Source organism: Ekhidna sp., assembly GCF_964218185.1.
Lineage (GTDB): Bacteria > Bacteroidota > Bacteroidia > Cytophagales > Cyclobacteriaceae > Ekhidna.
Genome location: NZ_CAXPLV010000005.1, coordinates 51,222 through 76,075, shown reverse-complemented (window position 1 = coordinate 76,075; position 24,854 = coordinate 51,222). Strand labels below are relative to the sequence as shown.

General features: G+C 42.6%; 10 protein-coding genes. 8 read left to right on the top strand and 2 right to left on the bottom strand.

Annotated features, from left to right (window positions below):
- Positions 1 to 107 precede the first annotated feature (107 nt).
- From ACEQZT_RS05705 to ACEQZT_RS05680, 6 genes are all read left to right on the top strand, one after another.
- Entirely contained in the window at positions 108 to 896 is a 789-nt protein-coding gene (locus tag ACEQZT_RS05705; RefSeq protein ID WP_370088120.1) for a DUF6503 family protein, read from the top strand.
- A 69-nt stretch (positions 897 to 965) separates the two neighbouring features.
- Entirely contained in the window at positions 966 to 1,487 is a 522-nt protein-coding gene (locus tag ACEQZT_RS05700) for a sigma-70 family RNA polymerase sigma factor (protein WP_370088118.1), read from the top strand.
- Positions 1,488 to 1,537: 50 nt separating this feature from the next.
- A complete protein-coding gene (locus tag ACEQZT_RS05695) occupies positions 1,538 to 2,398 on the top strand; it encodes a PhzF family phenazine biosynthesis protein (RefSeq protein ID WP_370088116.1) in 861 nt (286 codons plus the stop codon).
- Positions 2,395 to 3,795 (top strand): aspartate aminotransferase family protein, encoded by a 1,401-nt coding sequence (locus ACEQZT_RS05690; protein ID WP_370088114.1) that lies wholly within the window; start codon positions 2,395 to 2,397, stop codon positions 3,793 to 3,795. The genes ACEQZT_RS05695 and ACEQZT_RS05690 overlap by 4 nt, the downstream gene beginning before the upstream one ends.
- A gap of 70 nt (positions 3,796 to 3,865) precedes the next feature.
- The gene (locus tag ACEQZT_RS05685) at positions 3,866 to 4,285 is read left to right on the top strand and encodes a cupin domain-containing protein (RefSeq protein ID WP_370088113.1); all 420 of its coding nucleotides are present in this window, start codon (positions 3,866 to 3,868) and stop codon (positions 4,283 to 4,285) included.
- 1 nt (position 4,286) lies between these two features.
- Entirely contained in the window at positions 4,287 to 5,123 is an 837-nt protein-coding gene (locus ACEQZT_RS05680) for a DUF6597 domain-containing transcriptional factor (RefSeq protein WP_370088111.1), read from the top strand.
- 10 nt (positions 5,124 to 5,133) lie between these two features.
- On the opposite strand, the gene ACEQZT_RS05675 is transcribed toward ACEQZT_RS05680, so the two are convergent.
- The gene (locus ACEQZT_RS05675) at positions 5,134 to 5,592 is read right to left on the bottom strand and encodes a nuclear transport factor 2 family protein (protein ID WP_370088109.1); all 459 of its coding nucleotides are present in this window, start codon (positions 5,590 to 5,592) and stop codon (positions 5,134 to 5,136) included.
- A 32-nt stretch (positions 5,593 to 5,624) separates the two neighbouring features.
- On the opposite strand from ACEQZT_RS05675, the gene ACEQZT_RS05670 reads away from it, so the two are divergent.
- Positions 5,625 to 6,665 (top strand): hypothetical protein, encoded by a 1,041-nt coding sequence (locus ACEQZT_RS05670; RefSeq protein WP_370088107.1) that lies wholly within the window; start codon positions 5,625 to 5,627, stop codon positions 6,663 to 6,665.
- 31 nt (positions 6,666 to 6,696) lie between these two features.
- Here ACEQZT_RS05670 and ACEQZT_RS05665 read toward each other — a convergent pair whose 3' ends face one another.
- Complete coding sequence (locus ACEQZT_RS05665; RefSeq protein ID WP_370088105.1) at positions 6,697 to 9,792, bottom strand: CHAT domain-containing protein; 3,096 nt, start codon at positions 9,790 to 9,792, stop codon at positions 6,697 to 6,699.
- 324 nt (positions 9,793 to 10,116) lie between these two features.
- Here ACEQZT_RS05665 and ACEQZT_RS05660 point away from each other — a divergent pair, with 324 nt between their 5' ends.
- On the top strand, positions 10,117 to 24,792 hold the full coding sequence (locus ACEQZT_RS05660; protein WP_370088103.1) for a LamG-like jellyroll fold domain-containing protein: 14,676 nt from the start codon (positions 10,117 to 10,119) through the stop codon (positions 24,790 to 24,792).
- Positions 24,793 to 24,854: the final 62 nt, after the last annotated feature.

The following is a 24,854-nucleotide window of genomic DNA, read 5'->3' as shown; positions in this document are numbered from 1 at the left end:
CATTTTTATAATAAGTCAGAATGTATGCTGGCTTACTTTTCATCCTAAAATGTATTTGATGATCTATAGTAGCCATTTTTCTCTTCTACTTTTGAATAAAAAAAATTATGAAAAATCTCACCTATCTAGCTATTGTCATGCTTATAGCCGCTTGTCAGCCCGGCAAAAAGGCAGAAGAAAATCAAACAGAGGAGGTTGCCTATCAAGCCCCTGAACATCATTCGGAATCCTTAACCAAAGTACTGGATGCACACGGAGGCTATGAGCTGTGGTCTAAAATGAAATCACTTTCCTACACTAAGGGAGACGAGTATACGATTACCAATCTTCAAAATAGAAAAATCAGACTGGAGACGCCTGAACAAACCATCGGTTTTGATGGCAAGGAAGTTTGGGTAACTCCTGATACGGTAGATGCCAGCAGAGCCAGGTTCTATCACAACCTCTACTTCTACTTTTATGCAATGCCATTTGTAGTAGGTGATCCGGGAGCCTTTCATGAGGATGTTGAGCCGCGGGAACTGAAAGGTAAAACCTACAATGGGATCAAAATCTCATATGGTGAAAATATTGGTGATGCTCCGGATGATAGCTACATCTTGTGGTTAGATCCAGCCACTAACAAAATGGAGTGGTTGATGTACACGGTAACTTATCGAAGCGGTGAACCGAATGATACCTACAAGCTCATCAAATATGATCAATGGACAGTGGTCAATGGATTAACCTTACCAACAGCCATCCAGTGGTATCAGTTTGAGAATGATGTGGTGGGTGAAATGAGAAATGAAGTAAAATTCGAGAACATCGAACTCTCAGTTGAACCTCCTTCAGACAGTTTATTTGTGATGCCCGAAAACGCTCAGATCGCTCCTTTGAATGTGGGCAAAGGATGAAGCTTGGGAGAAAAGGGTGACTCGATTTGAAAGAATGAACTCAGTCTTAAAAATCTGGGTTTTTTATTCATGGATGCGGTAGAATACATTTGGCAGGACCTGCGCTCGGAGCTGAGCACGTTTATCGTCAGCAAAATTCAGGATAAAGAGACAGCACAGGACATCCTTCAGGATGTATTTATAAAAGTTCATTTGAATCTGGGACAACTTCATGATCCATCCAAATTAACCTCATGGATTTATCAGATCGCCAGAAATTGCATTGCAGATCATTTTAGATCAGCCAGTACTAATAACAAGCTGGCTGATTTTGAATTACCCGAAGATGAAAATGACGAGCCTCTGTATGCTTCATTGAGCGGATGCATCAATAGCAAAATAAATAAGCTACCAGATGACGAGCGCAGGGCAATTGTTTTGACCTATTTTCAAAATGTCTCTCAAAGGGAGCTTGCTGAGATGTTAGGAATGTCTTACTCTGGAGTAAAGTCTAGAATCCAGCGAACCCGTGAAAGACTAAAAAAATCTATCCTGGAGTGCGATAACGTAATCTCTTCCGATGGTAAAGTCACGGATACAATACTTCATTAAAAAAATGTGCGTCCATTTTTAGTTTCTGTCGTCTATAGGAAAAAAAGCACATGAAACTAAAAGCTCTCATCTTGAATTCCTTTGCCCATGAAAGTAAGGGAGGGAATCCTGCAGGACTGGTTTTAAACGCGGATAATCTTACCCACGATCAAAAACTGGCACTGGCCAGTAAAATAGGTGTTTCCGAGACAGCTTTTGTCTCCGAGTCTAAGATTGCCGATTTCAAGCTAGACTTTTATACGCCTACCAAGCAGATTGCCCATTGTGGTCACGCGACGGTAGCCACATTTTCCTATTTAAGACAGTTAAAACAGATTAATTCTCTCCGATCAAGTAAAGAAACAGTGGACGGGACTCGGGAAATATTCTTTCAAGACTCCCGGGCATACATGCAGCAGAAGGCACCTTCTTTTCACCGGGTAAGTGAGGAAGAGGTTGAAAAAATAGCACAGGCAATGAATATTGAAGCCAGTCAATTATTGACACATCCGGAAGTGGTAAACACTGGAAACTCTTTCCTTATAGTTCATGTGGAAGAGTCACTTTTGAAAGATATGAAACCAAATCTGGATCTTATTTCAGCATTTTCTGCTCCTTATGACCTGATTGCCTTTTATGTTTTTTCCTTTACAAATAAGGAAGGGTTTGATGCAACCACCCGAATGTTTGGGCCGTACTATGGCATTCCGGAGGAATCAGCGACAGGCATGGCTGCAGGACCACTGGCTTGCTTTCTGGACAAGTATTTTTTCAATGATCGTAATGAATACAACATTTTGCAAGGTGAGTACATGCCTGAGCCTTCGCCCAGCCATTTGCATATCAGACTTGAGAAATCAGATGGGGAGATCAGCACACTATATGCCGGTGGGGAAGCATACATATCCAAAGAACTGACAATTGAAATATGAATAATGTATTAGCAAAAGATCTGCAGCAAATCTCTCAATTGCTGCATGAGGCATTGAATGAGGGAGTGGATTATTTATCTAAAATTGACACCATCCCGACCTCTGTTCCCAGGGTAGAAAGGCAGACAACTTCACTTGAAGAGTTGGGTTATGGAGGTCAGCTTGCGCTAATCGATTTCATCGATCGATATCGGGAGATCATGGTAGCCTCTACGGGTCCAAGATACTGGGGCTTTGTAACCGGAGGAGCAACACCGGCAGCCTTGATGGGCGATCTGTTGGCTACAATTTATGATCAAAATACCCAGACCGATAATGGGCATGGTGATATTTCTGCGATCATTGAGTTTGAGACAATTCAGTTGTTGCTGGATCTTTTCGGACTTCCTAAGAATTACCTGGGGGGCTTTGTGACTGGTGCGACCATGTCAAATTTTACTTGCCTGGGTGTAGGGAGACAGTGGCTGGGGAAAAAACTGGGTTTGGATATCGCCAAGCAGGGCATGAGTGTGCCACTCCATGTTCTGTCAGCCACACCACATTCTTCTTCCATCAAAAGCCTCTCCATGTTGGGAATTGGGAGCCAACAGATCACAAAAATTAAAACCATTGATGAAACCAGAGAAGCCATTGATGTAGCTGATCTGGAGGAGAAAATACTTGCTCTCAACGGAACACCTTTTATTTTGATCACCAGTGCAGGCACGGTCAATACCGTGGATTATGATGACTTTAAAGCCATTGCTTCTTTAAAAGAAAAGTATGATTTCTGGTGGCATATAGATGCTGCCTTTGGAGCTTTTGCGGTGCTTTCTCCGGATCATGCGCATCTTTTAAACGGATGGGATCAGGCAGACAGCATCACAGTGGATGGCCATAAATGGTTAAATGTGCCCTATGAAAATGCGTTCTTCTTTATCAAAGAGAAGCACAAAATGCTTCAGGTAGAGACTTTTCAAAACTCCAATGCACCCTATCTGGGAGACCCACTCGATAACTTCAACTATTTGAATTTTTTGCCAGAAAATTCACGCAGACTCAAAGCATTGTCTGCCTGGTTTTCACTCAAGGCGTATGGACGTAAAGGCTATGAAGAAATTGTGTGTAGAAATATTAAGCAAGCACAGTCGCTCGGAGCATTTATTGAAGCTTCCAACTATTTTGAATTGCTGGCTCCTATAAGATTAAATACAGCATGCTTCACTTTAAAAGGAGTGGATGACCTAGCCAAAATAAACAACTTTTTGAGTAGACTAAACGATACAGGAAAAGTATTTATGACTCCTACTTCATTTAGAGGAAAGGCAGGCATCAGGGCTGCATTGGTCAACTGGCGAACAACTGATGAAGATGTAATCCTGGTGCAGGATCTGATGGTAAAAGCAGCTACCGTATAGTCGCTTTGATACAATTTTTAAGGAACAAAGAAATTCAATTTTGCATCATATTCACTTTAACTAATAAAATATGATAGCAGTAAACTTGAATGAGTTGGAATTGAATGAGTTTGTAGGTGTAGAGGAAAAAAGGCAGCATTGCAAGGCAACCTTTCCTTTACTTGGAGCTCATGGGACAAAAGATTTGGCAGCAGTATATTTTGAGATTGAGGCTGGAGATATGCTTGGAAGACATGTTGATTCAGCAGAAGAGCTCCTGATAATTTTGAACGGAGAAGCAGAAGTAGAGGTTGGTGGTGAAACTACGCTGGCAATAAAAGGAGAGGTGGTGCTAGTGCCCAGAGAAGTGCCTCATAATGTGAACAACATTGGTAAAGAAACCCTAAAGGTACTTGGGGTTTTTGGAGGGGCGAGCAACATTGTTGCTACGTTCGATCAGGATTTTCTTCCACTTAATTCAAATGTGGTAGACACTTCCCAGATGGGATAGTATGAAGAGGGGGAGAGCAATGAATATCATCTTTAAGGAGTTTAGCCCTCAATCGTCTCTTGCACCGTATGTGCAGTCCTTTTGGACCGGGGATTTCAACATTAATAGGGAAGGGGGATTTACACGACGTGTAGTTCCAAACGGTTGTGTTGAATTAATTATTCACCTTGAAGATGATCATTGCTCTTTACTTAACTCAGAAAACCAATGGATTAAGTCACCTAATTATTTGATTATTGGTACGTATCAACAACCTTACGATGTTCAGTTTTCATCTGCTGTCAAAGTATTTGGGATTCGGTTTTTTCCTGATGGCGTAAAGCAGATTTTCGGTATCCATCCTTCCGAATTCATCAATGCCCATGAAAATGGAGTCGATGTGCTTGGAAGGTCCATTGATAGCTTTTGTGATTCTCTGAGATCATCACCGGTTTCTGATGAATGTGTGACTATTGCAAATACGTTCCTTGAAAAACAATTAGGAAGGAACCATCAGAAGCATGATTATACACATATGGCAATGAGAAAAATACGTGAAAATATAGGAGTGGTGAATCACGGAAAAATTTTGAATGCGGTTCCATTAAGTCAGCGTCAGCTCCAACGTGAGTTCAGAAAAATCTATGGTATCACAATGAGTGATTATATGAGGTTGTCACGGATAAATGCCATTCATAACTACCTGCTGTCGGGAAAAATGGACTTAACAAGGATTTCGTATTCATTGCATTTTGCTGATCAATCACATCTGACAAAGGAGTTTAAAAACTTCATTGGGATAAGTCCAAAAACCTTTTCAAAACAGAGTGATCAGTTTATTGTGAACTCCGCATTCTAATAAAGACGAATTATTGGAGCGGTGTATCTTGGAAGCCTGCTCTCAGCCAGCGACCCTCATCAAATATCCAAAAGTTGGATACTCTGAATTGTTTATTAAATCGTTCATTGTCCTCAATTCCGGCAGTTGAAATTCTGGCAGTGACAATCGCAGCATCATCATGCATTTCAATGGATAGCTCATCCATCTCGTAGGTCTCGATTAGTAGTGATCCATTGTTAATTTTTCTAGAGCGGTCTTTCATGTAACCGAGCCACTTTTCCTTACTAAATGACTTCCAGGAGCCATTTGTATGAACGTAATTATCAGTAATCATGGAAGCGAGCTGACTTATGTCTCCTTTTTTGAAAGCTAAATTGAAGGAATCCAATGCTCGGTATAAATCATCACGATTAGGGGATTTTTCTGTTGTAGAAGTGGAGCAAGAAGTCAGGACTATTGTGATCAAAAAGCTGAGGAGAGGTTTCATTTTATCTTTGTGTTTAATCATCCCTAATTACAATGAAGAAATTATACCTCGTCGCGTTCATTTTTGTTGCACTTTCTCATCTTGCAATAGCCCAGGAAGGAGATTCACCTCTCGATAATCTTCCTGATTATATCACTCAGGTGACAGAATTCGGTGAGCGAGCAGATTGGTCACATGATGGGAAAAGAGTATTGTTTCTGGAAAAAACATTCGGAGATGTTTTTGAGCTTGAAATAGAAACAGGCAAAATCCGCTCGATGACACATCACTATTTCCATGAGGGATATGTTAGAGCGCTATACCTGGCGAATGGAGACATCCTACTTTCCGGGGCAAGCAATTTCAACTCCAATGACCCTTGGAAAAGTCGGGACGCGAGAAACACTGAATTGTGGGTATTGAAAAAGGATTTAAAGTCTGCACCCACAGCACTTGGCGTTCATTGTAAAGAAGGCCCTGCTGTATCCCGAACGAAAATGAATATAGCCTGGGCGCTTGGTTCTACCATTTATGCAGGGGAAATAGATTATGAAAGCGGAAAGCCAAAATTGAAAAACTGGAAGCCGCTTTTCCAGTCCGCTGAGCTTCCGGCACCTGCAAAAGGTTGGGATCTGGAAACTCAAAATTTCAATCCAAAGAATGAGAAAGAGCTATTCTTTTATGCCTTTGGAGGTCAGTTCGGGTTTAATGCGGAGGTGTTGAGCTACAACATAGAAGAAAAGAAATTTACCAACTATTCGAAAAGCCAAGATACCTATGATGAAGCTGAGGGAATCTTTCCGGATGGCCTGAGTATGCTCATAGAGAGTAACCGCCACCGCACAAGCTATAAAGGGATGAAGGAGTTTTTAACACTTGACATTTACAAGCTAAAGCTGGATGAAACAGGCGATGTGGAGCGAGTGACCTATTTCAATGAAAACCCTGAATATAAGGCTTCCAATCCTGTGGTAAGCGATGATGGTAGATACATGGCCTTTCAATATGCACATGCGGAAGATCCAGCTGGCTTTGGTAGAGGAATTTTAATTATGGATCTGAAGGCCTGGGAAAAGAAAAAGGGAAAGCGTTAGCCTTCCCTTCCACTTATATATTCCTTTTGGCTTACTCGCCTACCATGACAAACGCACCCCAGTAGTATGGCTTACTGTATTTGTCTTTTAGCCGTTTCTGGGCGGTATTGAATGCCTGCCTTTTGTTTCCATGCGTTAGCCACTCTTCGTAGAAGTTGGTCATCAATTCCTGAGTAGCGGCATCATCAACCGTCCACATTGACATGATGATGGCATCAGCTCCTGCAATCTGGAAAGCACGTTGAAGTCCGTAAACTCCTTCACCGTTTTTGATTTCTCCAAGACCGGTCTCACATGCAGAAAGCACTACAATATCCGTTTCATCCAGATTCAGATTCATCGCCTCAAAAGCAGTAAGAATACCATCATCGTCACCCTGTCTTTCATCCAGTTCTCCCGTTCGGATGAAGCTGTTGGCTCCCGCAAGCACAAGCCCTGATCTCAAAAGCGGATTCTCTACATATTTATCATTTGACATATCATCTGGATCGAGCTCAAGGAAGAATCCGTGTGTAGCGATATGAAGTGTGCTGGGGTTTTTAATTTCTTTCAGCTTGTTCTCTACCGCTTCTTCGAGAAGATAGACCTCAGCATCCTGCTCTTTTTTCGCATAGAGTTGGTCTATGAGTTCAACTTCTTTTTTTGTACCGGGTAACATCGCCAGCCCATTAAAGGATCGCATGTATCTTACCAGGTTGCCCCGAATTCCACGAGGAATGGTTGCGCCTCTTTCAAGTGAGCCATCACCACCGCTTCTCATGCCTCTTCCGCCACCGCCTTCGTCTTGATTTATACCTTCATTAGATCCCATATTATAGTTCGGGTATCCGAAGAAGACACTTCCATTTCCACCTTTCGGGCCTGATTCACTTGCAATTAGGTCTTTGGTGTTGGTCACAATTGAAAGGTCAATTTCATTTATCAGGTAATCCTTCGTTTGTGGATTCTGAAGAGTGTAGATACTAATTTGATTGTAGACACCATCAGGTGCTAAATATATTTTTTTAACGTCACCCAACCTGTTAGCGATAGGTCTCCAGAAAAGTCGATAGCTGTAGTTTTCAGCTATTTTATACTTGATAGCATTTCGATAATTGTTCAGATAGCGGGTTTCCATCTGCTCTCCGTTTCGCATAATCACCATTTCAGGATAATCTTCCGTATCAGCTTTCACGATCAGGGCAGCATAGTGAACTTCATCAGTAAATACCCCGGCTGAATCCGTAGAAAAGTCTCGATAGCGAACAATTTCGATTGCTGCTTCGCCGGGCTTTAATGTCTTTTTCACATCCTGCCAGGTCAGATTTCTGTTGGCAAAGTTTTTTCCAAAAACATCAGAGGATTGACTCAACTCTTCCTCCAGCTTGTTTGAGATTTCTGTAAGAGAATCAATTTTTTTATTTCGTTCCGTCAACGAAATGTCAGTGGCACTATAAAGCTTGGCCAGCTGCTCTTTTTGGCTGATCCAGTTTTCATATTTCTCAATCAACAACTCATCACCACTGGAAAGGATACTGGCTCTAACCTTGGAGGTAGCATACATGATCAACCCTTTTAGCGCCAGCTGGTAATTGTATATTTCACCGATGAGTTCCTTGTTGTCACTAGAGGTTTCTTCAATGAAAGAAACATACTGCTCAAAAGCAGGCTTTAGGTTGGTGTAATAAAATGTGGTTTTTTCTTCCTCAGTAAGTACAGGAAAGTACGTGTTGATCTGATTGAAATAGTTATCAAACGTCTCTTTGTAGAAGCTAAGGGCTTCTTTAGAGTTGCCTTGCTTCCAGTTGATAATGGCCAGTTGGTTCGCACTTCGGGCAAAAAACGGATGCTTATCACCCAATGATTTTCTACGAATGTCGTATGCTTTTTGTGCTAATGGAAGCGCTTTGTTTACTTCCTCATACCCGAGATAAGCATTAGCCAGGTTGAAGTTTGCAAAAGCGGTTTCAGGATGATCAGCACCAAGTGATCCGGAATAAGTTTTGATCGATCTTTGTCCATAATCAATGGCCTGATCCACATCACCTTTTTCATAGTACAGCCTGGAAAGCATTGTTTCTACACGCCCATAGTCAATTCCTTCGGAGCTCGCTTCTTTCATAATGGAGAGAGCGGCAAGCAGCTTCTCCTCTGCTTCTTTGTACTGCTTATTCTCCAGGTATGTAAGACCAAGGGTTATTAGGTCGATCCCATAAATAAAGGAGTCCTCACCATAGAATTCTCTGTTTTCAGTGACTACCTCTTCCTGTATCTTAATGGCCTCTTCATAATTACCAAGTTCAAAATAGACCTGTGCAAGGTTACCCTTCAGGTTTATGATCATATCCTCATTTTCGCCTTGAAGCCTATTCAGGATATCCAGCGCCTGCATGAAAATTTCTTCCGCTTCAGGTACTTTCCCCTTGTCAAGATAGAGTATGGCCAGGCTGTTTAATGTTGAGACATACTCAAAAGTTGCCTCAAGTCCATTTTGTTCAAACGTTTTCAGACCATTTAGCAGATTCTTTTCAGCTTTCTTAAACGACCCTTCTATAGCATATGCATCCCCAACCCACTTATACGAAACACCCTCTTCAATGCTGTTTTTAGCTACTTCTTTTTTGATCTCTTCGGCAACTTCCAGTCCTTTTTTGACTTGCTCTGTTTGGAGATACAATTCCACCAGACCTCTTGAGGAGTCAAAATATTCTGCACTTCCTTTTCCAAATTCTTTTGCATCAGCTTCCCTGATTTGCATTAAGAACTCTTCGGCTTCACGATAATAGCCAAGCTCAGTTTGCAGGGTTGCCATATTGTAGAGTAGGTCTTTTCTATCTCCTTCGGGATCTATTTTTTCACGAATTTTTAACTCCAAACTGTAGAAGTCCAGCGCTTTTTGAAGGTCACCGATTTCATAATCATACGCTTCAGCCAGGTAGCTATAGACATTAGCTGCGACCGTATCTTCATTGGATAGGAACGCAGCTGTAGCAGCTTCTTCATTATCCAGAATTGTTTCATAATCATAGTCCAGGTAGGCATCATCCAGCTTGTAGTAAAGCTTCTCAGCCTTTTTGTCAACGAAAGCGTATTGACCAAATGCAGAAGAGCAGAAGAGAATTAGAATGCTAGTTTTTAAAAGTTTCATGGGCGTAATATTTTGATTTGTCCGACGGATAAAATCCAGATAGGACACATATCATGGTAGTGATTTTCTTACTAAGAAAGCAAGGGTTTAGATAATTGAAAAATGATACATAAAATATGCACCGTAAGATAGCATATCAAAATACTGTGAAATGTACGTTTCATAGCTTCAACCTTCCTATTAATCGAAATAACAAATTGATCAAAAGAAAACGTGGATTTGAGGATTATTTTTAGCATTGGGAAATACCCGGTTTACGGTATTTCTATTCGCCTTAGAATTAATCTTATTTGCCAAGTAATAAGTCTTACCAAATAGCCAAAAATGAACTACTCCACCTTAACAAAGCCAGCCTTAGTTAGTATTCTTATTTTATTTTCAATAGCGACTTCAGGTCAGCAAGCCCTGGATATGTCAGGAGCTGGAAATGAAGTCAACGTCACTTATAATTTAGACGCCAGCAATGGATTCACTGTTGAGCAGTGGGTTTACATACCAACTCTTTCTGCTGGAGGACCACTTGTAAATCAAACTAATGGCAACCTAGCCGCACCACTTGATATTTATATTCAAGGGGATGGTACAATCAACCTATGGACCGGGGATGGGACTACAACAACAAATCAGGTTTCCGGAGTAGTAATAACTCAAGCAACTTGGCATCATGTTGCTGTGGTGTACGACCCATTGGATGTTGGAAATGAACGTAAGTTGTATATTGATGGTAACTCGACTCCAGTATTATCTGGAGCATCACCAGCATTAGCTAACATTGGACCCGTAAGAATAGGCAGAAGAGATGATGATTTTGAGGGTGATGATATCTACTTCGATGAAGTAAGAGTATGGAACATTCCGAGAAATGGAGCTGCCATTAATGCAGACTACAATGCTGTGCTAGCCGGAGATGAGCCTAATTTAGAGGTATACCTACGTTTTGAAAATGACCTGCTGGATGCAGCGGTTGGAAATGGTAGTCAGGATGGTACAATAGCTGCAGGATCCATTGGTTATACTTCTGGTGCACCATTGGTAAACAATGCTCTTTCCTTAGATGGAATTGATGATTACGTAGATATGGGGACACCCATCCCTTTGGAGATATCTACCGGAACTGTTGAAGCCTGGATAAATACTGCCAATGCTGGATCATCCTTCAGGTCAATCATTACATTACCCGAACGCTACTTTTTAGGTCTCGACAATAATGTACTGATGGTATATGATTGGGGAGCCCCGGGATCAATTACGACAGGAATCAACGTGGCAGATGGAGCATGGCACCATGTGGCGTTTAGCTTCAACTCCGGAGTTACAGATGGTTCTGCCCTTTACCTTGATGGAGAAGAAGTTCTGAGGTTTACCTACGTCGGAGGTACAAGTCAAACACCACTTCAGATAGGTGCGCAAAGTGGCGCTCAAAATTTTTCCGGACTAATAGATGAAGTACGAGTATGGGGGGATGAGAGAACATTGGAAGAGTTATACAACAATGCAAGGACAAATGATCCAATCGGAGATCAATTACTTGCTCGATGGAGTGCGGATCAGGTAGCAGGAAATCTAGGGGATGCTGCTGGTAATCATACAGGAACGATCATTGGTGGAGATATTGGATATGTTGCATCAACAGCCTTTGACGCTGACATTTTCCCACCCTACTACCCGGTTGGGTATCCATCGGGGACAAATATCTTCGATAATTCATTTGACCTAGAAGTTCAAACCAATGAAGCAGGTGGATTTGTAGCTTATTCGCTTTATCAACAGCCCTCATCTGCACCGGTAATTGATGATGTGGGATCAGTAGGCGATCAATTTGGAGTCATTAATATCTCAACTCCCTTTGTTACAGAGAGTACCAATTTCTCAGGACTTCTACCTGGCACGAACTACGATTTGTATTTGGTAGCATATGATGGACTGAGTAATAGAACACGCATACGTCAGGAGGTAGTAACCACTACTGGAGTACCACCAAACGCCCTGGCTTTTGATGGAGTAGACGACTATGTAGAAATTCCGGATAACCCAGCATTAGATATCACAGGGGGAATTACACTGGAAACCTGGGTGAAGTTCGATGTGCCAGTTACAGAGGAAACACCTCTGATTACCAAGTGGAATCCGGATGCCCCTGATGAAAGATCTTATTCATTATTCATTAACAATTCATCTGAAATCTGGATGGCTGTTTCTGCAACTGGTGCATCTACAACAGAGGGAACGGATATCTCTTACGTAAATGCTCCGTTCGATTTTGAACCAGGTAGGTGGTACCATATTGCTGGCACATTCTCACCTTCTTCTTATGCACGTGTGTTCGTCAATGGCGAAATGATCGCAGAGAAATTCACCAATATGGTTAGCTCCATCCATTCGGGTACATCCCCAGTGGCATTTGCCGCTGATGGGAATTCAGCACAGGTTGCTCCTGGAGCTATGAATCCCGGAGTTGGGATGGAAATGGATGAGGTAAGAATTTGGGATGTTGCGAAAAATGATTTTGAACTTAGAGATTACCTCTATACTGAGTTGACTGGCCTTGAAGCTAACCTGATCGCTTACTATGACTTCAATGAAACCAGTGGAACCACTTTGCTGGATAGGACATCTAACGGCAATGATGGAACCCTATTTAATGACAATGGAGTAGAACCTCCGGCAGACGGATCAACTAACGGTCCTATCTGGGGAACTTCAGGTGCATTTGCACCATCAGTTTTTGAAGCATCGGAGATGTCCCAATATGGCTTCCGGGCCAACTGGCAGCAAATTCCCAATGCGAACCAAGTAACAATTGAATGGTCTGCGGACAATTTCGCTTCTGCGCCTCTAGGCTCCACTTCACTATTTGGGGAGGATGCAACGGAAAGAAATTACAGGGTTGATTACAATGGGTTCGCGTCGAACGCCAGGTATCAATATCGAATTCAGTATACCAATGGTTCATTTACGAGCCCATATTCTAATGTAGTAGATTTCTTTACAGGACCAGGTAGTGCGCTGAATTTTGATGGAACGAACGATTATGTTGACCTTGGTTCTGAAATTAGAGATCAGCTTGCAGGCACATCCAATATCACAGTAGAAGCCTGGGTTTATCGTACGGTCGATAAAGCTTTTCATACAATCGTAGGAAATTATAATGGAGCTTTACAGTTTCTATTGCGAATAGATAGCAATAAGCCGTCTTTTTGGGTTAATAATGGTTCACAAACAAACGTACTTGGAGCTACAGATGTACCATTAAATACCTGGACGCATATAGCCGGAACCTGGGATGGCACCACGATGAGGGTGTACCTTAATGGTGTAGAAGACGGCACAGCGAGCCTTTCTGGTTTGTTGATTTCAGCAGGGGGCAATTTTAATTTAGGAGGTGACTTTCCCACTGTGCCAGGAGAGTTGATGCAGGGTTCTGTAGATGAGGTGAGAATCTGGAATCAAACACTCGACGTGACAACTATCCAGGAAAATCAGTATGATCAGGTTAGTCCTCAAAATAACTCCTCGTTGTTGGCATACTATCGCTTTGATGAGGCAGACGGTGGAGTTACTAATACCGGAATTTCAGCTCCTGAAATAAAGGACTTGTCAGGCAAAGGCAATGACGGAACCATGATAGGGTTTGCAAAAGATGGAGTGGCCTCAAACTGGGTTATTTCGGCCGCCTTATCTTCCGGGACTCTTCCACCAGACCCTACAAATGTTCACACACAAACAACACAATTTGGTGACCGGGTATTTATTGACTGGGTGGTGCCTGATGGTGCCGATATCACAGGCTCAGAGATTGAGCGAGATACGGACCCTGGCTTTGGTGCGGCAGTCTCATTTACCACCTCTTCCAGCGGTGAGTTTGAAGACATCACAGTCTCCCCTGATACGGACTACTTCTATCGTGTCAGAACAATCAACGCTACTGGTGTGTCAAACTGGTCTGCCGGAGAAGCGGCAACAACCCGGCCTTACCCCGGAACAGCTTTCGACTTTGATGGGGCAACCTATATAACTTCAACAAGTGGGGGTTCAGCTATTGGTGGATTGAGCACTTTTAGTATCGACTTTTGGATTAACCTAGACGCATTAGATGCAACCATATTTGATATAACTGGTGTAGGGGGGAACAGGCTAAATATCACAGCATCAGGAGCAATACAACTAATTGACGGGAGTTTGAATACACTTCAAACAGAAGATGGTGCTTTGAGTGCTGACGGCAGGTGGCATCATGTTGCTGTAACAAATGCGGGTTCAGGAAATGGTAAGATATACTTAGATGGAACCGAGCTATTTACTACAAGTAACAGCTTTGATTCATTTACCGCTATTTCTAATGATCTGGCTGTAGGAGCCAGGGATATTTTAACCACGCCTGCAGGACACATAGATGGACGACTGGATGAGCTTCGAATCTGGGATTATGAATGGCTTTCCAATGAGATCACAGAGTTGATGTTTTACGATCCAGAGGGCGATGAAACGCTATTCACTTATAAGTTTGATGTAAGTGCAACCACCTCACCAACGACTGTACACGACAGAAGCCAAAATCACTTTGATGGCACTGTCACAGGAACAAAGACCTTGATGACGCCTGATTATATCAATGCACTGGTTACCAACACTGGTGACTCAGGAACAGGATCACTGAGAGAAGCTATTAACTATGCGAATGCAAATCCTGGAACTCGCATTCAATTCAACATTGATCAACCCGCACCATGGATCATTTATCTTGGCTCTGACCTACCCAACATTACAGCACAAGGAACTGTTATCGATGGAACCACACAGCCAGGTTGGGATATAGCCACTGGAAACATCCCCCAAATCAATGGACAAGGGACTGCTAGCATAGGTTTAAACTTTGCCTCCAACAATCAAATGGAAGTATATGGATTGCACATTCATGATTTCACAGTGGCAGGAATCCGGTTCAACGTAGTTGGAGGTGCCCCAAATGGATATACATTCGGAGCTCCTGGTATGGGAAATATTATTACCGATTCCAACACAGGAATTAGTATTTTATCCTATTTAGGTGGTGGAACCATACAAAGCAATTACATAGGTATCATGCCTGACGGAACCACGGCAGGAATGGGTAATACCAATGGAATTAGTCTGGGAACAAATGCAGACAATGCACTTATTGGAGGCCTTTCTGCAGGGGAAGAAAACGTGATTTCCAACAATACCACTTCTGAAATTAGCATAAGTGGAGGTGATATAGCAACGGTTCAGGGTAATATCCTAGGTCTTTTGCCTGATGAATCCGGAGCTGCTGGAGCAGGTAACGGGATAAATATCAATGGATCAGATGGAGCGACCATTGAACAAAATGTGATATCAGGACATACCACGGGAATCAGGTTCAATAACTCCAGCGGGCATACGGTAATAAGAAATTATATAGGAGTTGCTTCAGATGGTGTAGATCCATACCCAAATGTGAATGGAATTCACATGATCAACAATTTGAATTCTGATAACAACATTATCGGGTCGTCATCGAATGCAGGAGATGGAAACATAATTGCGGAAAATAGTTCTAACGCCATTCTGATTGAAGGCTCAGGTAATAACGGTAACCAAATTCAAAGAAATTCAATATTTAATAATGGTGCCGGAATCACGTTAGTAAGCGGAGCTCACAACGGAATTCTGTCACCAGTCATTGATCCAATTTCTGATCCATCACAGGTAACAGGAACTGGCTCAGAGAATGACGAAATTGACCTCTACCTAACTGACGGCAATGGGCAGGGTCAATCTTATTTGGGAACAGCTACGGTCACAGGAGGTGTTTGGACTGTGACGAGCCTTTCTTTAGCAAATAACTCTGAAGTCGCTGCAACGGCCACAAATGCCAGTGATGGAACATCACAGTTTTCGAGTCCTGAAACATACTCAATTGTTTACCCGGCAGCCGAAGGTGCAGGTGAGGCGCTAAGTTTTGATGGTATAGATGATGAAGTAACCATTCCCCACAATATAGACCTGAACCTTTCCACAAGAGACTTTACCATAGAAGCCTGGATCAACACATCCAGTACAGATGGTGAAACCATTCTATCCAAAGGTGAAGGAAACGGAGGATCCAGCCCTGACGTGTTTATTTTCCAAAAACTAAGCACAGGTAAATTAGGACTCGAATTTTCAAATGGCTCAACCAGTCAATGGCAGGAATCCATCACTGATGTACCTCTTGGCGAGTGGGTGCACGTTGCAGTCACTTATAATAGCAGTCTCAATCAGGTGAGTTTCTATATCAACGGTGTTCAGGATGGACAGTTTACCTACGCCATTACACCATCTGATTTTGGAGATACCAACCCCGTTTTCATTGGAAAGCAGGGATATGGTTGTGATTGTAACTATATGAATGGTGAGATCGACGAAATAAGAATCTGGGATTTTGTGAGATCGGAGGTTGATATACGATCCGACTTGGCCCAAAAGGTAACAAACATCCACTCTTCCTATGCCAACCTACTGGCCTACTATCGAATGGATGATAGTGGTGATGGCACCCTTAGTGATGTTGTCGGGGTGAACGATGGAACAATCAACGGTGGAGCAGGTCACGTGCCTTCTGGCGCACATCTGGGTGACGAAAGCAATTACGATTATTCTGGATTAGATTTTTCCTTTTTGGATATTGATGTTAGAAATATAAGCGGTGCTGGTCCTTTTCACATTTATCGGGTGAATCAAACTCCTGCAGACACTGAAGTTTCAGGTTTCAACAACATTGATGACGGAGATTATTATGGAATCTTCGCGCCAGGACTCACATTTGATCTGCTTAGAACTTATCCAGGTGTTGAAACAAACAGACGTATTATGTCGAGAGCGGACGGCACTACGTCATGGGCTGACGCAAGCGGTTTTTTCGGCACGGATCTGGAAAATCAAAGAATTTATGCAGTTGCGCAGCAAGACGGTGGACAATATGCCACGGCTCTTGAGACAACTCCATATCCTAATGAGCAGGGAGCGGGGTATGCGTTAAGCTTTGACGGGTCAGATGATTATGTTGATATGGGTGATGTACTGGATAATGTATTTGCAGGGGCAGATAAAGCATTCAGTATTGAAGCATGGATTTATATGACAACCACAGCAAATAGCAATCAAATTGTTTTTAAATCGGCCAACAGTGTTTGCGGGTCTGACGAAAGACAATTTGGTTTTAGTGTAGGAAGCTCTGGACAGCTTGGGTTTACATATAATGGATCTTTAGCAATTGGAAATCAAAGAACTGTACAAGGGACATCAACATTAGAGGCAAATAGGTGGTATCATGTGGCAGCTATCTATGATGGATCCATTGACACAAATGATGGTCTTGATAGAGTATCATTATATATTAATGGGAAACAGGATGCAACTGTATTGAGCACTACAACTGGGGTTCTTGGAGATATACCTGACGGGCCAGCTCATCTTGCCGTTGGTAGTTTGATCAATTCGGCGGGATCTGCATGTTCAGATATTGGATCTCAATTTGATGGATATATAGACGAAGTTCGAATCTGGAACACCGCTCTGAACATAACGGAACTTCGTCAGAGCATGATTGAGAAGATTGATGCGGGTCACCCTAACTTTACAAACCTGGTGGCAGCTTACAAGTTTGATGAAAACAGTGGAGTATCAGCCGTAGATTTAGCTGGTGGAAATCATGGAACAATCACAGGTGCGATTCCGGTCATCTCGGGAGCTCCTCAGGGTAATGGCAGCTTGTTTAGCTATGATGCTGGCCCGGTTAAGTTTGACACTTCACCAGATGATGATGTGGTGGTGGAGATCGATGATGCGAGTAGCGGGTTCCACATTTATTATGTGGCAGGTACACCAAATCAAACATTGGCAGATGGCTTTAATGCCATCACCGAGACAAAATATTATGGGGTATTTGCTCCGGGCAAGACCGTAGATGTAAGAATGGATTACAATAATGGAGGTAGCTCTGACCCTAACAAGCGAATACTTTACCGTGAAAACGCTGCTGACAATGCAGCCTCCGGTGGGTGGGAGAGACTTTCTGGTCTGATTAACAATGACCCGGCAATAGATTCTTTGTATGCCTTCAATGTCCCATCAGGAGAATTCACCATTGCTGATCTGGCTACACCAAGCTCATATCCGAATTTGACAGCCAATGATCCTGGCGATGCATTGGATTTTGATGGATCTTCTCAATACGTCCAAGGCCCTGATTTATCAGGTAAAATTGATAGCGACTTTACTATAGAAGCATGGGTTAACTCCAGTGCATCAGGCGCACAAAACATTGTTTCTATTGGTAGTAAAGTATCTGCCGGAGATCAAATTAACTTAAAGTTTAGATCAACCGATCAACTCTCAATTACACCGAACGGAGTAAATGGGCCTTCATCAGGTTTGGCAAATAATGATGGTAGTTGGCATCATATTGCTGGTGTTTATGAAGGTACCACCCTTAGTTTATACGTTGATGGTGTTTTTGCAAATTCAATTACCACTTCCCTGAATTTGGATTTAACTCAGTTCAGAATTGGTATTGATGCAGATGATGCATCTCAACCACTTACTGGACAAATTGACGAAGTGAGAATTTGGAACTCTGCGGTTGCAGTAGGCGACATAGCCGCTTACGCCAACACAACTGACATTTCTAGTCATCCTAATTATTCCGATATGGTGGCCTACTACAAATTCGATGATGGCACAGGCTCCACTATTCTTGAAGATGTTTTTGCCAACAATGACGGAACTCTTACCAGCATGGATGAGAATACAGACTGGGTGGCATCAGGAGCACTTGCAGACGCACCAGAGCAAAACGCGCTCAATTTTGATGGTACTAGTGATTTTGTCTCTTTTACTAGGCAGAATCTTTCAGCAGGATTAACCTATGAAGCCTGGATTAATACCACCTCAACGGCAAGCACTTCAGTATATGAAGGAAATCCGGCATTAACTGTCATAGGGGACAATGACAATAGTATAGAAGGCGCTTTCGGTGTTCATGATGGCAAGGTTCGCTATACCCATTGGACCGGGGCAGCAACCACCTTCGATCAAATGGATGGAACTGTTGATGTGAATGATGGATTGTGGCACCACATAGCTGTTACTCATGAAAATGGGTCAAATGAGGTTCGCCTATATGTAGACGGGATATTGGATGTTGTTTCAACAAGCACCATTTATTCCACTGGGATTTCGGCTAATCGAATAGGGAGTAGTTATCTGAGCGGTGGTGGCAATGATAATTTTTTCATTGGTGAAATTGACGAAGTAAGAATCTGGAATGCTGTACTAGATGAAAGCGAGATTAGAAATAATATGTATGCGGGAGACTTATCTCCACTTCCAACATACAGCAACCTACTGGTTCACTACGGATTTAATCAGGGGTCTGACGCAGCAGATAATTCTGGTTTGACAACCCTAACTGATTTATCCTCTTATGGAAACGATGGAACCCTCAACACATTCACATTAAATGGACCCACCTCTAACTGGGTAGCATCGGGAATTTATAATCATACACCTGTTGCTTCTTCCGTTCAGGCTGCCAACATATCTACATCCAATATTACAGACAATTCAGTGGATATATCGTGGACTAATGGAGATGGCCAGAGAAGAATTGTTGCAGTGTTTGAAGGGATAGAAACAGAAATGCCAATCCCATCAGATAATCAATTTTTCCATGCAGACAATATTTTTGGTGGTGGTGACATTGTTGACGGGTCTTGGTATGCTGTTTATAATGGGTACGGAAACAATACAACAATAAATGGTCTGACCCCAGGTACTGACTATACCATTGCAGTACTGGAAGTAAATGGACCACCTACTTACGAAGCTTATAATTCTGGGGCAGATACCGACAACCCATTCAACTTTACCACCACTGGTGGAGCACCATCAAATTATGCCCTCGACTTTGATGGGTTTGACGACCATGTCCTTGTGCCTGATGCCAACCAACTGGATATCACTACCGGAACACTGGAGGCCTGGATAAATCCGTCAACGCTGGATCCAGATGGAGGGATTTCATTTCAACGAATTTTAGCTAAACCATCTGGAACGGCTAATGAAACAAGCCCGTATCAATTGGTAGTGACCAATTCAGGAGCTATTCAGCTGCTTATTGGAGATGGGGCAACATTTCAAATTGCCGAATCGTCAACGGGTTTGGTTCAAACTTCTCAATGGCAGCATATTGCGGCAACATGGGACGGAAGCTTTGTTACGTTCTACTACAATGGAATTGAGGATATCCAAGTCGCCCAAACTGTGTCATCAAACATAAATGCATCACCTCTGATAATCGGAGGATTTAATGGTGCAGATGGTTTCGGTCAAGTGACTGGTCATATTGATGAAGTTAGAATTTGGAATGTTGTAAGAGGAGAAGCAGAGATTCAGGGCAGCAGGGATTTCTATCTTAATGGAAACGAACCCGGTTTGGCAGCATATTATCAAATGAATGACGGTACTGGAAGTACCATTGCTGTAGACTTTTCATCTGGGTCCAATGATGGAACACTCATCAATATGGATGAGAATACGGATTGGGTTTCAGGGCCTCCTTTGTCAGATCCTCCAGCACCTAATCCAAATATTGCGCTAGATTTTGATGGAACCAACGATCATTTGGTTGCTCCGGATGTCGTTGAACTGGGGATTACTAACGGAACATTAGAAGCGTGGATCAACCCGACTGATATTGGTTTGGACGGAAGTTCTGTAAGGCGAGTATTAGCAAAACCATCGAGCACAGGTAATGAAAGCAGCCCCTATCAGTTGATAGTTACAAATAATGGAGCAATTAGGCTAACCTTAGGAAACGGAGGTTCTTCTGTTTCATTCGATTCAAATACGGGTATTGTTCAAACTGGAATTTGGCAACACATAGCTGTTAGCTGGGATGGGTCAAATGTTCGATTTTATTATGACGGAGTAGAAGATTTGGTCGTTCCGCAGGGAGCATTAACCCCAAATACAAATGCGAGTAGTCTGATCATTGGGGGTTTCAATGGAATATCCGGATCTGGACAATTCAATGGGTTGATTGATGAAGTAAGAATATGGGATTATGCCCGTACGGATATTGAAATCGGAAATGATAGAGATTTCTTTTTAAATGGAAGCGAAGCGGGGCTAGTTGCCTACTATCCAATGAGTGATGGCTTAGGCAGTCTTGAGGTAACTGAGTTTACAAATGGAAACAACGCTACATTGACCAACATGGATGAGAATACTGATTGGGTTACCGGGCCGGCGCTAAACCTACCTTCTGGAGGCACAATCAATTTCTTCGAAGATTTTGATAATGGTTTGACAGCTTCTACTGATCCATCATTCAACCTTTCTTCGGGTGTTTGGTTAGCTCAGGGGGTTCAGTCAGCCGCGGATATTGACCCGAATCTGGCAAGAGATAATGTTGGCGATGCGGCCTACATGTATCTTGGAACGGGTAATTATCTTGTATCTCCAAGCATTGTTGACGCAAATGAATTTTCTTTCTGGTACAGAGCTGATCCAGTATCAGCCGGAACCTTTGATTTTGATGTATATGCTTCAAGTGACGGAGGAACCACATTTGATATTTTCTTGAGCTCAGGCTCAACTGATGGAACCACCTACCTGGAGTTTACTCACAGTTTTGGTTCTCCTTATTCCGGCCCTATCCAAATCATTTATACTGGCGGTGGTTCTGAAAGTGGAGTGATAGATGATTTTGCATCAGATGGAACCGAGCTAAGGGCTGAGCTAAGCCTGAGCACTTTGAGCATCGGAAACCAAACCATAGCGCCTGGAACAGCCGATGTTTTGATTTATAAAATGAGAATGGATGTGGCCACAGCAGATGTAACTTCTGAAGGATTCTTCATCACACCTGTTGGCTCATTTGACCCATCAGATATTCAAAACAACAGTATACGATTCTATCAGAGCATTGGCTCAGACGTAGCAGATCCTGTCAATAATGCTACATTCCTTGGATCAACAAATATTGCTTCTGGAGATCCAATCATTCCGGATGGATCTATTGGACTATTATTCACTCAGAATTATGTAGTTGACGATATCGTCTACTATTACGTAGTGTTAAACATTGATGCTGGTGCTACTCCTGGAAACTCATTCAATATTCAGGCACCTGCTCCGAATGATAATTTTGGATTTAATAATGCGGATCAATTCGACAATGGATTAGCTGATGGGGATTTGATTACCATAGGAGCAGGGGATGTGACTCCACCTGAGGTTTTATCCATCGAAGCAAATGACTTGGTAGATGTCCATTCAGATTTTTTGAATTTTACGATTACATTCTCTGAAGAAGTTACTGGTATTGATGCAGGGGATTTTACCCTGACTACCACTGGTGATGCAGGAGCAACCATTCTCACAGTACCTTCAGCGGGGACAATCGTTGATGTTGTTGTTCACCGAATTTTTGGTCAGGGCACGTTAAGATTAGATTTCTCAGCGTCTGCCTCAGGTGGAGTGCAGGATGGTAGTTCGAATGTTTCGGTGAGCAATTTCACCACAGGTCAGACGTATACAATAGATACCTATTGCGACCCAACAGATGGTGATGCACCTCAATCGTTTATTACGAATGTTGCGATAGGTGGAATCAACAATGCGTCTGGCGGCACCACAGAGTACTCTTTCTATAACAGCGTAGGAGTCGCAAATCTCATTACTAACACCATGGGTAGTATTTTTATTGATTTGGATGCAACTACTGCTCCTGCAAGTACGGCCTACTATGCCGTTTGGATTGACTGGAATCAGGATGGTGATTTTGAGGATGCTGATGAGCAGGTCGTTTCAGAAAATACATATTCTGAAGTAGAATCCGCGACACCTCCAAATTTCCCAATTCCGTTGAATGCAGTTCTTGGAACTACCAGGATGAGGGTAGTGACTGGACAATCATCCGTATCATCCTGTGATAATGGGAATGCGAGCGAAACGGAGGATTATCTTGTTGAAGTAGTAAGACCTTCATTCGATGCACCAAGCACACAGACTGCTTCAGGTATCACCTCAACAGAGTTTACCGCAAACTGGGACCCTGCGCAGGGAGCTGTAGATTATTTCATAGATGTAGCGACGGATGCTGCTTTCACGAACATATTACCAGACTACAGCAATGAAAGTAGTGGAGGGTCTACAGGATATTTTGTTTCGAATCTGGATTTTTCTCAGACTTACTATTACAGGGTTAGAGCAGATTATGGGCTTGGGGATATTTCGCCAAATTCGTCAGCAGAACCAGTAAAAACGGACATAGACGTTGAGACTTTAGCAGATTCCACAGCCCTCGTTCAAATCTATCAAGCGATCAATCCTCAGGGACTCAACTGGACTACAGCACGTTTGAGAGACTGGGATGGGGTGACATTGAACCTTGCTAAGACGAGAGTAAGAAGAGTTGATTTTCCTGGAGCAAGTGCATCCGGCGAAATGCCAAATCCATTTGCGCCGGCCTCAGATCCTGATAAGGGAATTCTGGACATGGAAAATGCCTTATCTTCCATGAATAGAATGAATATTTCCAATAATGAGATAACTGGATTGATGGATTTTACTCCAACAGTGATGAATAATCTCAATGTTTCCGGAAATAGTTTGACTTTCGGAGACTTAGAGCCGTTGATAGGTATTACTACCCTGAATTATTCCAATCAGGCAAGCATTCAGTTTGATCCGGAAACGGATCCGGCACTGCTAAGTGTAACTGGAGATTCCATTTTGATTCCGAACACACAAAATTATACAGTAGGAATTACCACCGGGGGATCAGCTAATCAGTATACATGGTACAGAAATGATGTGGCTCTTGCAACAAATAGTGAATTCACAGTAGCTGGTTCTGCACTTGAAATTATCACGATTGACTATGACAACATGGGAACGTTTAGAGCGGAGGTAACAAGCTCACTTGTTCCTGGCTTAACTATCGATGTTGACCCGCAGATCATCTATGCTACCGCTGAAGTTCAGATGCGTCTGACTGATTTTGACAATAATCTACTGACGGGTGAAACATTCCAGGCTGCTCTATTGGAAGCTTTCCGTAGGTCAAAAGGATATGACACGCTGGCCAGAGCCAGTAATGTATCAGCGGAGTTCACATTCTCGAAAATCGTCTTGGGAGATTATTTGTGTGGTATAGAGCCGGATAATGAGGATGACCTTATTCCGACCTACTTTGGAGATGCATTCCAATGGGATGAAGCAGAAACGATCTTTCTCAGAGCGGATGCTTCACTTGATATTGTATTGACTGAGGTACCACCAATTCTGGGCCCTGGAGATGGAGATGGAAATCTGGATGTCCTGATTGAAGAGGACTTTGGAGATAACGCTGGAAGAATTGATGCGAGGAGACGAGCGGCCAAACGTAAGTGCGGATTGAGAAAACGAAGAAGGGGTGGTCGTACAGGTCAGGATGATGATGAATTTGAGTTGATCGCCTATGGTGAGACAGATGATAATGGAGAGTTCCAGTTTGGTTTCTTGCCGGAGGGTACCTACCGATTCTTTGTTGAATATCCAGGTATTCCTTTGGATGATGCGGCTTCCGTACAATTTGAAGTTGGAGAAGCCGGAGTAAGTGATACGGATTTCAAACTCCAGGCATTTGCTACGGAAGATGGAATTGAGATCACCATCGAAAAGGTTCTTGGAGTTATTCTGGAATACTTTAAAGACCTTCAAATTTATCCAAACCCATCAAATAAGTATCTGAATGTTAGCTACAGGCATCTGAAGTCGAAGGATGTAACAGCTCAACTTGTTGACTTATCAGGAAATACCAAATGGAGTGCAGACTTACAGAATGGTTTTGATGGACAAATCAGAATAGATGTATCGGAATTTTCTGAGGGAGTATATATTCTAAGGTTTTATGACAGAGAAAGCCCGAATGAAAATGTGGTGAGCTACAGGGTGATTGTCCGTGAATAATACATCTAATTACCTATAATCAAAGGGGTGGCAGTTTGTCATCCCTTTTTTGTTTTGCTTCA

Excerpts from the sequence above, each read along its gene's own strand:
- ACEQZT_RS05670 (WP_370088107.1), top strand. The coding sequence starts at position 5,625 with ATGAAGAAATTATACCTCGTCGCGTTCATTTTTGTTGCACTTTCTCAT.
- ACEQZT_RS05705 (WP_370088120.1), top strand. The coding sequence starts at position 108 with ATGAAAAATCTCACCTATCTAGCTATTGTCATGCTTATAGCCGCTTGT.
- ACEQZT_RS05665 (WP_370088105.1), bottom strand. The coding sequence starts at position 9,792 with ATGAAACTTTTAAAAACTAGCATTCTAATTCTCTTCTGCTCTTCTGCA.
- ACEQZT_RS05685 (WP_370088113.1), top strand. The coding sequence starts at position 3,866 with ATGATAGCAGTAAACTTGAATGAGTTGGAATTGAATGAGTTTGTAGGT.
- ACEQZT_RS05695 (WP_370088116.1), top strand. The coding sequence starts at position 1,538 with ATGAAACTAAAAGCTCTCATCTTGAATTCCTTTGCCCATGAAAGTAAG.
- ACEQZT_RS05690 (WP_370088114.1), top strand. The coding sequence starts at position 2,395 with ATGAATAATGTATTAGCAAAAGATCTGCAGCAAATCTCTCAATTGCTG.
- ACEQZT_RS05700 (WP_370088118.1), top strand. The coding sequence starts at position 966 with ATGGATGCGGTAGAATACATTTGGCAGGACCTGCGCTCGGAGCTGAGC.
- ACEQZT_RS05660 (WP_370088103.1), top strand. The coding sequence starts at position 10,117 with ATGAACTACTCCACCTTAACAAAGCCAGCCTTAGTTAGTATTCTTATT.
- ACEQZT_RS05675 (WP_370088109.1), bottom strand. The coding sequence starts at position 5,592 with ATGAAACCTCTCCTCAGCTTTTTGATCACAATAGTCCTGACTTCTTGC.
- ACEQZT_RS05680 (WP_370088111.1), top strand. The coding sequence starts at position 4,287 with ATGAAGAGGGGGAGAGCAATGAATATCATCTTTAAGGAGTTTAGCCCT.